15 protein-coding genes are annotated in these 12,851 nt (G+C 60.4%); 6 read left to right on the top strand and 9 right to left on the bottom strand.

The genetic code is table 11. From position 1 onward, the window contains the following. Positions 1–62 precede the first annotated feature (62 nt). Positions 63–500 (top strand): VirK family protein, encoded by a 438-nt coding sequence (locus tag J5289_RS07540; RefSeq protein ID WP_209183225.1) that lies wholly within the window; start codon positions 63–65, stop codon positions 498–500. A gap of 118 nt (positions 501–618) precedes the next feature. Continuing rightward, positions 619–1,845 carry a cytochrome P450 gene (locus tag J5289_RS07535; protein ID WP_209206611.1) on the top strand — a complete coding sequence of 409 codons (1,227 nt, stop codon included), beginning with the start codon at positions 619–621 and terminating at the stop codon, positions 1,843–1,845. Between the two features lie 45 nt (positions 1,846–1,890). Here J5289_RS07535 and J5289_RS07530 read toward each other — a convergent pair whose 3' ends face one another. The 3 genes from J5289_RS07530 to J5289_RS07520 all read right to left on the bottom strand — a co-directional run bounded on the left by J5289_RS07530 (position 1,891) and on the right by J5289_RS07520 (position 4,951). Then, complete coding sequence (locus J5289_RS07530; RefSeq protein ID WP_209184082.1) at positions 1,891–2,304, bottom strand: GNAT family N-acetyltransferase; 414 nt, start codon at positions 2,302–2,304, stop codon at positions 1,891–1,893. A 153-nt stretch (positions 2,305–2,457) separates the two neighbouring features. Continuing rightward, positions 2,458–3,462 carry a peptidoglycan-binding domain-containing protein gene (locus J5289_RS07525; RefSeq protein ID WP_209183223.1) on the bottom strand — a complete coding sequence of 335 codons (1,005 nt, stop codon included), beginning with the start codon at positions 3,460–3,462 and terminating at the stop codon, positions 2,458–2,460. Then, positions 3,434–4,951 (bottom strand): HAMP domain-containing sensor histidine kinase, encoded by a 1,518-nt coding sequence (locus J5289_RS07520; protein ID WP_209183222.1) that lies wholly within the window; start codon positions 4,949–4,951, stop codon positions 3,434–3,436. Before J5289_RS07520 ends, J5289_RS07525 begins: the two co-directional genes overlap by 29 nt. 469 nt (positions 4,952–5,420) lie before the next feature. On the opposite strand from J5289_RS07520, the gene J5289_RS07515 reads away from it, so the two are divergent. Together J5289_RS07515 and J5289_RS07510 are read left to right on the top strand one after the other, a co-directional pair. Continuing rightward, the gene (locus J5289_RS07515; protein ID WP_209183221.1) at positions 5,421–5,891 is read left to right on the top strand and encodes a DUF5330 domain-containing protein; all 471 of its coding nucleotides are present in this window, start codon (positions 5,421–5,423) and stop codon (positions 5,889–5,891) included. A gap of 201 nt (positions 5,892–6,092) precedes the next feature. After that, complete coding sequence (locus J5289_RS07510; protein ID WP_209183220.1) at positions 6,093–6,515, top strand: SufE family protein; 423 nt, start codon at positions 6,093–6,095, stop codon at positions 6,513–6,515. A gap of 42 nt (positions 6,516–6,557) precedes the next feature. Here the strand turns inward: J5289_RS07510 and J5289_RS07505 are convergent, their stop codons facing one another. The 5 genes from J5289_RS07505 to J5289_RS07485 all read right to left on the bottom strand — a co-directional run bounded on the left by J5289_RS07505 (position 6,558) and on the right by J5289_RS07485 (position 10,908). Next, entirely contained in the window at positions 6,558–7,244 is a 687-nt protein-coding gene (locus tag J5289_RS07505; RefSeq protein WP_142824362.1) for a YkgJ family cysteine cluster protein, read from the bottom strand. Positions 7,245–7,720: 476 nt separating this feature from the next. Then, on the bottom strand, positions 7,721–8,575 hold the full coding sequence (locus J5289_RS07500; protein WP_209206612.1) for a DUF6456 domain-containing protein: 855 nt from the start codon (positions 8,573–8,575) through the stop codon (positions 7,721–7,723). Then, positions 8,565–8,993 carry a helix-turn-helix domain-containing protein gene (locus J5289_RS07495; RefSeq protein ID WP_247749018.1) on the bottom strand — a complete coding sequence of 143 codons (429 nt, stop codon included), beginning with the start codon at positions 8,991–8,993 and terminating at the stop codon, positions 8,565–8,567. The genes J5289_RS07500 and J5289_RS07495 overlap by 11 nt, the downstream gene beginning before the upstream one ends. A 210-nt stretch (positions 8,994–9,203) precedes the next feature. After that, positions 9,204–9,632, bottom strand: coding sequence for a MucR family transcriptional regulator (locus J5289_RS07490; RefSeq protein ID WP_142824361.1), 429 nt, complete (start codon positions 9,630–9,632; stop codon positions 9,204–9,206). Between the two features lie 769 nt (positions 9,633–10,401). Then, positions 10,402–10,908, bottom strand: a complete 507-nt coding sequence (locus tag J5289_RS07485) for an N-acetyltransferase family protein (protein WP_307877416.1) — start codon at positions 10,906–10,908, stop codon at positions 10,402–10,404. A 195-nt stretch (positions 10,909–11,103) separates the two neighbouring features. Between J5289_RS07485 and J5289_RS07480 the strand changes: the two genes are divergently transcribed. After that, positions 11,104–11,646: a hypothetical protein gene (locus J5289_RS07480; protein WP_209183217.1), complete on the top strand. Its 543-nt coding sequence runs from the start codon at positions 11,104–11,106 to the stop codon at positions 11,644–11,646. Here J5289_RS07480 and J5289_RS07475 read toward each other — a convergent pair. Then, positions 11,618–12,289, bottom strand: coding sequence for a hemolysin III family protein (locus tag J5289_RS07475; protein ID WP_209184080.1), 672 nt, complete (start codon positions 12,287–12,289; stop codon positions 11,618–11,620). The genes J5289_RS07480 and J5289_RS07475 overlap by 29 nt on opposite strands. A 137-nt stretch (positions 12,290–12,426) precedes the next feature. Here J5289_RS07475 and J5289_RS07470 point away from each other — a divergent pair, with 137 nt between their 5' ends. Next, a complete protein-coding gene (locus J5289_RS07470) occupies positions 12,427–12,798 on the top strand; it encodes a putative toxin-antitoxin system toxin component, PIN family (protein ID WP_209183216.1) in 372 nt (123 codons plus the stop codon). The last annotated feature ends 53 nt before the right edge of the window (positions 12,799–12,851 follow it).

Here is a 12,851-nt window from a genome sequence, read left to right as displayed (position 1 = left end):
GCGGGCGTTCTTTATCGACAGCGCACCGCCGACCTTCGCTATTGCTAGTTAAGGGTCTGATTATGAAACGTTTCCTTGCCGTACTGCTTCTGGCTGCCCAGCCACTGGCAGCAAGTGCTGCTCCATCGGGCGCCCACTCCATGTCTCTCCCGGCCGTCGAAGATGCACTGGTCAAAGGCAGATCGGTCGCTGTGTCTCTCGACCTCGGTCGTTGCACCTCCAGCAGCGGCGATGAAAAGCCAAGCAAGACACGCGGCGGACTGAAGATTGAAGCCTTCCGGATTATGGACGACGGAACGCTGGCTTTTGCAGATGAGCATATGACGCTGGATCTCGAGGGAAAGCCCATCGTCCAGCTTTTGCGATACAGGGTCCACCCGGATAAAAATGCCGAATTCACGATGACGGTGTTCAGCCTTCCCGGCTACACGCAGGTCGGCACTCCCCGCAGTTTCACCTGCAAGATCAACGATGGGATGAGCTTTTTCACCGCCCGCTGATGCGGTACGTGAACCTGATCGCCTGTTGCACAGCCGTTCCGGCTTGCTACCGTTTTGGCGCGCCTGACGCAAACATTGGCCGAAGCATATCGCCAGAAGTCAACATCGCAGGAATTCGATGGCCAGTTTCAAATCATCCAGCGGATCCGATGCCAGCGACGTCCCGACGCTTTCGATGGAGACCCTCGCTAGCAATCCACACGAGGTTTATCGCCACTTTCGAGGCGAACTGCCATTCATCCGGTCCGAAGCCGGCGTCTATCTGGTCCTGCGCGCCGATGATGTTCTCAACCTCTACAGCGATGCCAAGACGCGCCAGGTCGAAACGGAGTTGATCAATCTGCGAGGCGTCAAGGACGGGCCGATCTGGGATTTCATGACAAACGGCATGCTGACCTCGAATGGCGAAGCTCACACGCGGCGGCGGTCGCCGATGGCAAAGACATTCGCATTCAGGATGATTGCCGCGCTGCGCCCGCATATCAGGCAGACAATTTCCGAGATTGCGGATGCCGTAACGCCCGACGGCTGCATGGACATGCTCGACGATTTCGCGACCGTTATTCCGGCAAGGGTAATTGCGTCGATCCTCGGCCTGCCGCGAGACGATGTGAGCAAATTTTCAGAGATCGTCTATCGTTTCAGCCCGCTGCTGGGCGGCTCCTGGCTTGCGCAGGACGTGCCCGAATTGCAGCAGGCAGCGGGCGATCTTCGGCGCTATGTCGGGGAGATCGTGACCAGGCGCAGCCGTGACAAGGCGGATGATTTCGTCAGCGAGTTTATGTCCAACGTCGAAGAAGAGGGATCGCTGACGGCCGAGGAAGCCATCACCCAGATCATGACCCTGATTGTCGGCGGCAGCGACACGACCCGCTCCGCGATGGTCATTCAGCTCTCCCTGCTCCTCCAGCATCCAGATCAGTGGAACGCTGTCGTTGAAAATCGCGATCTGGTGCCGAACGCGGTCCTGGAATGCCTTCGCTACGAACCGGCAATCGGCTCGGTGCCCCGCGTCACCACGATGGATATCCAACTCGACGGGTACGTTCTTCCGGCCCACAAAGCGTGTTCCCTGGTCACCATGTCTGCCCTCAGGGATGAAAAGCTATATCCGGAGCCGGAACGCTTCGACATCTCCCGCGAGCAGTTGAAATGGCATCCGGTTTTCGGCGGAGGGGCGCATCGTTGTCTCGGGGAAGCGCTGGCGAGGGCTGAGCTGGAGGAAGCCCTCACGGTGCTCGCCGAGCGCTTTCCCGGCGTCAAAGCCGCCGGTGAGTTTCCGAAGGTCAGGGGCTTCTCGGGCATTCGCCAGGTTCAGAACTTCGCCGTCACCCTGAATGCTTAGGGCCGGCATTTCTTCCATGCGGAACAGGCGGCCGGCTTGGCAGGGTCACGAAACGGGATCGCTACCGAGCGCCGCGAGTGCCTCACCATCCAGACGGTAGTAAATCCTGTCCGTTTTGCGCGCGCCGCCTGTTTCGTCGTAGAAGGCGAGAAGCCGTTCGTTGGCAGCGTCTGCCGTCCAGTCTATGCGGACGAGGCCCCTCTCGCCTGCGAGCATGGCCAGCGTCCGCATCAGCGAGCGTCCGACGCCCTGCCCCCGACAGGCGGCACCGACGTAGAGTTCCTTCAGGAATATGCCGGGCTTGAGGCCGGCTCCGGGATAGGTCGAACTGAAAGCGCAGAGGCCGCCAACCTTGCCATCGTCTTCGGCAACCAGAATTTCGGAGCCTGCCGGGCGGACGCGCAATTGCTGCAGAATGTCCGGCGTCGGTGGGCAGAAGACTCCGTAGTGCGCCTGCATTTCCTCCATGAGCGCGACCAGACCTGCTTCGGCAGGATCGTTTGCTTCGAGCAGGCGGATTTCGACAGCCACCTCATATCCTCCAAAAGACATTGATTGGGGTTCTGCAAGGCTGATCCATTCAGCGGCAGCAACGTTACCACCGCAACCCGATCACAGGGCGCCGATCTCGCGGAGTTTTTTCAAGACGGCGCCGTCGGGTTCGCCGGTTTCCGGCAGGCGGTAGTGTTTCTGGAAGTGGAGGATGGCGGTGCGGGTGCTCTCGCCGGCAACGCCGTCGACGCTGACATTGCTGTAGGCGATGTTGCTCAGGCCCTTCTGGATCTGCATCACCATCGTCGCGTTGGCCACCGGATCGGGCACCGGCTTTTTGGCCGGCGTCGCGGAGGCGGTCCTGACCGATGCGGTCTTGACGTCCTTTTCCGAGCTCATGATGGCGGCGGCAACCGGATCGGCGGCAGCGGCATTCGAGGAGATGTCCGCCGGCGGCTTCTCGGCTGGCACGGCGACGCCAGGCTTGGCATCTGCCTTCAGCGCGGCCAGCAATTGCTCGCTCGCCTCGCCCGTCTGTTTCAGGCCGGCGGATTGCTCGAAGGAGAGGATCGCAGCCGTGGTGCGCGGTCCGATGATGCCGTCAGCCGCGCCGTTATAGAGGCCACGGCGGACCAGTTCGGCCTGCACCTGCGAGACAACGTTGCCCGGCTCGGCGACGGGAGCCTGCGCCGTTGCGACAGGTGCTGCCGCGGCTGGTGCCGGCGGCGCGGATGTCGCCGTGTCGTCCGGGCGTTCGATGCGGAACGTGGTGGTATCGGCGGGGTCGTGGCGGGCGCTGCTAAACGGCTTGCGTCCGGCCAGCTGGTAGGGCGATGACGCGTCGCGGGTGCGGAAGAACGGCGACGGGTGGTTGCCGGGCTGGTACCAGAGCGCGTTGGTGGCGATAAAGCTGAAGATCACGGCGAAGGCCATGGTGCCGCCTGCGGTCGCGGGATAGCGGGCGATGACACCGCCGAGATGGCCTGCGCCGCGCAGGGTTGCGCCACCGACGAGGCCGGCACCGCGCAGACCGAGGCTGCCAACGGCCACCGCACTGCGGGACGCGAGCCCGGACTGCTGCCGTTTGCCCTTTCCCTTAGGCGATTTTCGCTTTCGCGTGGCCATAGACTGCTTCCTTGCTCTGTATTTCCAAATGCTCCACGGAACGGAGACGCGGCGGGAATTCCACCGGCTGCTGATCTTCTGCCGTCTGCACCAGCGTGCCGTCAAGCGGTACCAGCACGGTGACCACAGTTCCATGACCGGGCGTACTGGCGATACCGAAGCTGCCGCCATGCAGCGCCACCAGTCCCTTGACCAGCGACAGGCCAAGGCCCGTGCCCTCGTAGCGGCGCGAATGTTCGCTGTCGATCTGCACGAAAGGCTGGCCGAGCGAGGCGAGCCGTTCGGGCGCAATGCCGATGCCGGTGTCGCTGACGCAGATCTTCAGCATATCGCCGGCCCGCGTCGCATCGACGGTAACGGCGCCGCCGGCATCGGTGAACTTGATGGCATTGCCGACCAGATTGATCAGTACCTGCTGGATGGCCCGCTGGTCGGCGACGACCTCGCCGAGATCGCGCTGGATACGACTTGCCAGTTTCAGGCCCTTGTTCTTTGCCTGCAGCGACAGCATCGCCTCGCAGGACTTGATGGCGGAGGCAATCGGGAACGGCTCCACGATCAGCTCGTAGCGGCCGGACTCGATCTTGCTCATGTCGAGCATGGCATTGACGACGGAGAGCAGATGGGCGCCGGAATCGCGGATCAGGCCGACATATTCGCGCTGGCGGTCGTTTTCCAGCCGGCCGACATATTCGCCGGCCAGCATGTCGGAAAAGCCGAGGATGGCGTTCAGCGGCGTACGCAACTCGTGGCTGACGGCGGCAAGGAAGCGGGACTTGGCGTCATTGGCCGATTCCGCCTCTGCCGCCTTGCGGATCTCGGCGTCGCGCTGCTGCTGTTCGCGGCCGATGTCGCGGGCCTGGGCGACGATATCAGTCAACAGACCATCGGCATCGCGACGGGCTGTCATGTCCATGCTGATATGGGCGAACTGGTCGCCATCGATGGCGCCGGCCGGGCGGTCGAGCCGAAGACGGATGGCAACGGCGTCGGATCCCTGGCGGATGGCATCGAGTGCCTGTAGGAAGACGATCCGGTCGGAAACATGGACCTGCTCGAAGAAGCCGCGGCCAAGGGCCGGACGCATCCAGCCGAGGAACGCGGCACGGTCGCGTCCGCCGACAGTGGTGACGACACCCTGTGCGTCGAGCAGCAGGACAAGACCGGCGGCGGCCTCGAGCATCAACTCCTGGCGCTGGATAATGACGGGGGCTTCAATTGGCAACGGCCTTTGGCGCGACAGGGCGATGCTGCCGACGGCGGAAAACAGGAAGGCTGCGCAGACGGTGGCGACACCGACCGGCAAGGCGACGGCTGGCGTGGTGAGGAAAGACAGGCCGCACGGCACGACAATAAGCGCCATCGACGACAGCAGCGCAACGCGCCGCAGGATCGCCAGCTCTTCGCCGCGCACCTGCCCGTCTCCCGACGTCCGGGAGAGCCAGCTTCCGCCGGCCCTGTCCACGAGGGCGATCGCCTTATCAGCCATTTTACTCAATACGCGCACACCAAAATCCGCACAAAAGGCGTCTATTTCTGTCCCGATAATAGGCGTTGCGCGCTTAAGGAAAGGATAAGCCGAAAGGTCCAATCCACCGCTGAAAAGCCGGAAAATCCCGTTTTGACGCATCGAAAGGATGCATCGGTTTTTGTAGTTAACAGGGGGTAAGCGATGGATTTCGCTGCTTTTTCGTGTTTTCGTTAAGGTTTGTGGCAGGCGACGGGAGCGCAACCCCCGGCATTCTCTGGAGATGGCCTTCAACATGCTTAACGGCGGCCACGACAATTTGACTTAAATGTGCATAAAATACCGATAGCTCGCATTTGAACTAAATTGGCCTCAAATGCCTTCTAGTTTTGAAAAGCGATGTCAGCATCTGCGGACTAGGTTTGTTTCAACCGGGAAGACCGGATCGATTCAGCTCCAAGACCGAACGAAAAACAGGATGGGCAACACGATGTGGTTTCTGATCAAGACAGCCTTCTGGTTCTCGCTGGTACTGGTGCTTCTGCCGGTTTTCTCCTCGCAGAGCACCACCCGGACCCAGAACAACCCGCAGGTCCAGATGTCCGACGCCGTTACGGCAGCAACGGGCGCCTTTCAATATGTAACGTCGCTGTGCAGCGAGAAGCCCGAGATTTGCGTCAAGGGCGGCGAGACCTTCACGGCGCTCGGCTATAGAGCCCGCGAAGGCGCACTGGTCGCCTATGAGATGATCGACCATCAGCTTTCCGGCAAGTCGGCCGACAAGACTGCCAGCAACGCCGGTGCAACCGATACGTCCCGCCAGCAGGTCGCCGTCGCCGCACCGCAGGCAGAGCCCGATATGCAGCCGATGCCGCCGAAACTCGGCAGCGACGCCAACGACAGCGTTTTCACCGGCACCATCATCCACGTTCCGGTGCCGATGCGCCGCCCGGTCCTCTGAGCCGACAAGAATTCAGCAGCGCCGGGCAAGTCTCCGGTGCCGCCTCCCCTTTACCCTGACGTGCCGTGCCTGCCCTGTTAAACTCCCAGCATGTTGCTGCGCCGTGTGGACTTGCTCCGCACGGCGTTCTTTTTTCCGCGCGGGTTCAAATCGCCGTTGCTTTCGCCTATATGCCAGTCTCAGAGACAGTGGACGTATGCGATGACCAGCCTTGACAAAATCATGGACGATTTCACCTTCCTCGAGGACTGGGAGGATCGCTACCGCTATGTGATCGAGCTCGGCAAGGCGCTGCCGGACCTGCCGGAAGACCAGCGGACGGCCGCCAACAAGGTGCAGGGCTGCGCCAGCCAGGTCTGGCTCGTCAGCCACACCGAAGACGGGGCCAAGGATCCGGTCATGACGTTCGAGGGCGAATCCGACGCGCATATCGTCCGGGGGCTGGTCGCCATCGTGCTCGCCACCTATTCCGGCAAGCGCGCCTCCGATATCGCCGATCTCGATGCCATCGAGGTGTTCGGCAAGATCGGGCTGGTCGAACACCTGTCGTCGCAACGCGCCAACGGCCTGCGCTCGATGGTCAAGCGCATCCGCGAGGAAGCGCGCGACAAGGTCGCCGCCTAGGTTTTCCGTCCCGGATAGTACGATCGCATGGCCTGATCGCTTTCAGCCGGCCAGCTGCTGCAGCAGGGCTGCCGAGAGCCCCTGTTGCTGGCCGGGCAATCCGCGGCGCCGGGCCGTTTCTTCCAGCGCCCTTGTCGCGAATTCATAGAGACGGTAGCGCGCCGGGTTTTGATCGACACCGCCGCCATCCGGGTTGTCCCCGAACACTACTTGCTGGCAGCGCGGCAGGGAGGTCGAGGTGAAGCTTCGACAGGAAAGCGGGCGAACCGCATAGACCGTGCAACTGCCGCCGTCGTCGAGCAGTGCACAGGGCGTCCGCAACAGCTGCGGTGTCGGCGAGGCCGCATCGGCTGCAACTTTCGCCTCCAGCCGCAAAACCAGCTTTTCGCGCTCGATGACCGTGAAGTTACTCTCGACATGAGCAGCGATCACCTCGGCCACGCCGGGCGGCACCGCGACGAACAGGTGACAGCAGGGGCTGCATCCTTTCGAACAGGCAAAGTGCGGCTGGCCGGCGAAATTGCTCCGAACGGTGTCGACAGCAGCGTCCGCCACCGACATGGCGGTCAACGCCGCATCGGCCATGTCGGAGGCGCTGTCGAGCGTCTCAAGGAGCACCGCGTAAAACTCCGCGAACATCGCATCGTAGCGCTGCGTCACCATCCGCGTCAGCTCGCCGACGGTGGCGATATCCTCCATGATGCGCAGCCGGGCCTCGTCGTGATCCATCGATGTCTTGACCTGTCATGGAGACCGCAGCAAAGCGCAAAATGCGGGCTGCGGGATCTGGCCTATCCCTCGCCCGACGATTCGTCGAGTCGCGCAGGGATTGCTTTCCGGTTGCGTTATCCAGCTATCAGAATCGTGATGGCACTCCCTTGCGTTTCAGCAAAACACTGCGCTTCACCTCGCTCAAACGATTAACCATGCCTTTAACCATAGATTGAGATCGGACGGATGAATGATCGCAAGCGAGCCCAACGCGCGAACGCATAAATATGTAACCTAGACGCGAACGTTACGAACGCATCATCGCCCTCGTTCGAGCTCAAAACATCCCCAAAAAAACGTCATTTCACTGAACGAAAGGTCAACGGGAGACAGTCGCTATCTCCTCGAACGCCTGAAACTGGACATGACATTGCGAATCCCGGACAGAAAAGCGGAAGCGGAAAGGCCGATTTCCGGCGCAACGAGCGGGCCGGCTAGAGTAGATCCGGTCGATATCCTTCCGCTCCCCAGTGCTGCGTGGTGGAATTCTTCTGAGATCGAGGTGGCGTATAGTGTCGCGAAAGCGTCAGCAGCGCGGTACGCAACATCAGCTTGGCAGAGCGCGCAGGCCATTGCCTTTCGCGCTCGACGGTCGTCAGGCCTTTCGTGAAACAGCAGACATCGAGCGCGACACCGCTGAGTTCTGGCCCCATCGCGGCGATGGCGCGGTTGACGGCAAGACGGGCCGCCATGGCGCTGTCTGCGACGTCAGCCATGCCGCCGCGCCCGCCCTTGGCCGAAGTCGCAAGGCGCGGCTCCCACGAGGCAGTGACGCGCGGCTGCAACTGTCCACGATTGAAATCGGACGCCAGCTTTTCCCCGGCAGCGAGAGCCGCCTCCGGCAGGAAAGGCGCGCCATTGCGGTCTTTCAACCGGGAAAGCGCGGCAAGCGGCGATTCCGCCTGGTCGAACCGCACTTTCTGCCTCGCGCCGTCGACCTCTGCAGTCGTGGAAACGATTTCGGCGTGCTGGGCCAGGAATTCCTCTTCCGTGTCGGCGGCTGCGCGACGCAGGAAGCTGCGTGCCGCCGGCAACAAAATCAGGTACTTGGCCGTCTCCGACGACCCGGCTGGCGCGTCAGCCGCCGATAAGGGCGGGGTCGAGGGGCTGTCGGTGACGAGGCCGGCAGCCATTGCCCACTCGATCAGCCCGGTGGCGCTGAACTGACGTCGTCCGTCCACACTTTGGAGCACCACGCCGCCGGGCTCGGGGATCATACCCGCACCGGCGCCGATGAAACGCAGCAATCTGACCAGCGACTTGCGGGATGGGGGTGTCCTAGTGCTCATCTGCAGCCGCCTCCGAAGCTGCAAACACCGAGCCGGCCAGACGTTCGACGGACTCGACGAAAGCGTCATAGGCCTGGTCGTCGCGCCTGCCCTCCACGATCCGCAGGGAATAGGCCACCGTGCTGCGATCGCGCCCGAAGGCGTCGGCGATATCGGCGATGGAGATCTGCAGCGCGACGTGGCAGACATACATGGAGATCTGGCGGATATGCCACATCGTCCGGCGCCGGTCTCGCCGGTGCAGAGTGCGCTCGCTGACCAGCGCCGACATCTCGCCGGCCATACGGTTGACGATACCGCAGGTGGCGTCGACCGAGAGAAAGCCGCGGCGAACGGGCACGAGCGCCGTGCCCGACAGCACCGTTGGCAGCGGAATGATCGCAGGAAGAGAGACGGGAACAAGGGGATCGATGGACATGCGCAAACTCCTTTTTAGGAATTTATTCACACATCGACGAAGATAGCAAGAACCAACAACTGATAGACGCCAGCATTTTTTGCTGAATTAAATGATTAAATTGGAAATCACCCTCAATATTAATGGGATTATTTTCCTTAAATATCGAAACTTTCCCACAAAAAAACCGGGCTCGAGGCCCGGTTTCGTGTCGCTGTGTATCTTTGATGGTCAGCGGGCGCGCTTGCGGCGCTGGCCGAGACCCATTTCCTTGGCGAGGCGCGAACGCGCTTCGGCATAGGCTGGCGCGACCATGGGGTAGTCCGCCTGCAGGTCCCACTTTTCGCGATAATCTTCCGGCGACAGGGAATGATGCGTCATCAGGTGGCGCTTCAGCGACTTGAAGCTGCCGCCGCATTCCAGGCAGGTGATCTGGTCGTCCTGTACGGACTTGCGTACGGAGACAGCAGGCTTCTGCTTTTCAACAACAGCCACAGCGGCGACCGGTGCCGAGGTACCGCTGAGCGCGGAATGCACGTCGGAAATCAGGTGTGCGAGGTCGCTTACGGGAACAACGTGATTGCTCACGTAGGCGGCCACGATGTCGGCCGTCAGTTCAACCAGCAAGTCAGCGCCGGCACCAAGAACCGCGTCTGTCATTCAAATTCTCCTATTCACATTTTTTAGAGACAAGCCGCTCTGGCTCGCCTCAGTTCCGGTCAGCGTCGCGGCGACATAGTCTTTCGCGACACAACTGCATGTGACTTCAAGACACCCCCAAGTCTTGTCCCCGCATGAACAGCAAATTGTCTACCAACGAATCGGCGTGCCGACTTTGAACGCCCAAAGATGGACCAACGACCCCTTGGTAAAACCCGTTGCAATAAGCTTCAAGCATCAATGGCGTAATTGAGAGTTCAAAAGCACGTCAAATTCGACTTGCAATGAATTATCACTGTCGGCGTGAAAGTCCAGTCACCACAGGGAACAATTCGTGTGCTAAATTCAGACACATTGGGAAATGTAAATGTAATTATACTTCGAATTTTCAACTTGAAGGAAAATTAACAGATTATGAAATAGGATCTCGGTTGCAATGTTTCAGACGGTCGAATCCGTTATTCTATGCAGGAACAGACACCCAAAATAACAAAGCATACCTACCTATTTGCTTACGAACAAATGATCCCTGAAAGAAAGCCGCGTCAAGTTGTAAATGCTTGAGCCCCGGAAATCGCCGGTGCAGGGTCCAGTGTTGTCTCGCGACGTATTCAACCGGCAGTTAAGCTGCCAGATACTGCGGGGTGCACTTCTCCCTGCACTCGCGGGACAGCAGATGTAGCGACGGGACCTTGTCGCCCTGCCCCCGGCTTGTTGCCAATGCCTGGAGGCAAGCGCATGGACAGCAAGCCGGAGCATGGCCCAGCGGTCAGGACAGTATCCGCAACTCCATGCAGGTCAGATCGAGCCAACGTCCGAACTTGATGCCGACTTCCGAAAACGTCCCGACGACGCGAAATCCGAGTTTTTCGTGCAGCCGGATAGACGCTGCATTCTCGGCCTCGATGCCAGCGATCATGACGTGGACATTGCCGGCAGCGGCTCGCTCGATCAGGGCTCGCATCAGTTGCTCGCCGATCCCCGCGCCACGCGCCTCCCGGTCGACATAGACCGAATGCTCGACGGTGTGGCGGTAACCATCGAAGGCGCGCCAGTCGCCGTATGACGCGTAGCCGGCGACCTTGCCGTCGACAACCGCGACCAGCACCGGATAGCCCTTGGCGATGCGTGCGTTCCACCACTGGCGGCGGTTGTCGACATCGACCAGCACCTCGTTCCAGATCGCCGTGCTATGCTCGACGGCGTGGTTGTAGATGTCGCGGATTGAGGCCAGATCGGCGTCGACGGCATCGCGCAAAAGGATGGGGGCTGTCACGGCACACTCCGTTTTAGGACGATCGACGGCATACGCCGCGCCATGACCAAAGTAAATCTGCCGCTCTTGCATGGCTGCCGCCGCGATGACTTATCCTTGGGCAATTCGCCATATTAATTTTTCAAGACTACGAGATTCTTGGCTCGAAATAGGCTAAACAATAGACATCCTTCGTTCTCGCCATCCGGAAAACGCATGTTGTCGCGCCTTGCCGCCTGTCTGCTCCTGTCTGCAGTGTCTGCGCTCTCGACCGCGCAGGCTCATGCAAGCGAATGGTGGCCCTACGACAACAGCCGTTTCGGCTACAGCATCGAACTGCCGCCCGGTTTCGGGCTTACCCTTCTTGCCAATCACGGCGACGGACTTTCCCTGGCGCCGGCCGACAAATCCGCCCGCTTGCTGGTATTTGCCACCCCCGCCTTCAGCAGCGATTTTCAGAGCGAGGCGAAGACGCGTCTGGTGCTGGCGAGGCAGGATGGCTGGCAGGTGTCGTTTTCGAAGACGACCTCGCAGGGCTTCAGCTTCACCGGCATCAAGCGCGACAGGCTGGTCTACGGACGCGGCGTTGCGCTCTGTAACGGGGCTTCCGCCTTTTTCCAGATGGACTATGCCAAGGCCGAAATGCAGCGCTACGATGCCGTGCTGATGCGGCTGGTACGCAGCCTCAAGGCAACCGAAAAATGCAACCCCGGCAGCCAGAAGCCGCCTTTCAAAGGCTCGCTGGCGGCGACAGGGTGAAGCAGGTCATGACCGCCGCATAGTGGATGCCGGCGGCAGTCAGCACGAAAGCGTGCCATATGGCGTTCTGGAACCGCAGCTTTTCCCAGACGTGAAAGATCACGCCCAGCGAATAGACGACACCGCCGACGACGATCAGCAGCATCGAGACGGACGGGATCCGGGCTGCCACAGGTCCCGCCACCAGCACGCCGCTCCAGCCCATGGCGAGATACAGCAGGATCGCCAGCCTGTCGTAGCGGCCGGGAAATCCGCATTTCAGCACGATACCGATAGCAGCGAACACCCACAGGGCGATCAAGGTCGACAGCAGCAGTGGATCGTCGGATCCGCGCTCGAGAAACGGCGTATAGGTGGCGGCGATCAGCACGAAGATTGCCGAATGATCGAACCGCCGCAGGATCCACTTGGTCGGCGAGACCGGCCAGATGTTGTAGGAAAACGACATGGTCAGCGTCAGCACGAGGCCGAGGCCGTAGATCCAGGCAGCGGCGATTTCGCCCTCAGATCGCCACAGCGTCGCATAGACGACCAGCACCGTGGCGCCGATCAGAGCCAGCACGACGCCGACGCCGTTGACGATGCTGTCTGCAATGATTTCGGATTTGTCGTAAGCCCAGCGGATACCCTTGAACTCCGCCACCGGTGAATGTGCGTCGCGATTTGCCATGCCGAATGGTGCCATTTCATGGATTTCGGGGCAAGCGTTGGGATGCAGAGAAGGTCAGCATACGCTGACATCGGGCTTGCGTGATATCATATACGATATTACTCTGAACCATGATTGTCGCGGATGCCAATGTCATTCTACGCGGAATTCGTTCGCGGGACGGAGCATCCGGCTTCGTTCTCAGAGAGATGCTTTTGGGGTCCATTCCGTTTGCAATGTCACCCGCGGTTGTGCTGGAATACGAGGATGTTCTCAAAAGGCCCGGACTAGCCGGATTGTATACATCGGCAGTGGAGATCGATGTCATTCTTGACGCTCTGTGTGCCATGGCAACTTTGATACAGCCGTGGTTCCGCTTTCGGCCATTCCTGGATGATCCGAAGGACGACCTGATTGTCGAATGCGCCTTGGCAGCTGGAGCGAATTTGATCGTCACGGATGATCGCCATTTCGACATCCGTCAGTTTCGGTATTCGGCCTGACAGCTCTTTCGGCAAAAGATTTTGTCCGCCTGTACAAACGAGAAAGGAAACTC

Source organism: Rhizobium sp. B230/85 (assembly GCF_019355735.1).
GTDB lineage: Bacteria > Pseudomonadota > Alphaproteobacteria > Rhizobiales > Rhizobiaceae > Rhizobium > Rhizobium rhododendri.
The sequence above is the reverse complement of the archived record's forward strand: the minus strand, read 5'-3'. Positions and strand labels throughout refer to the sequence as shown.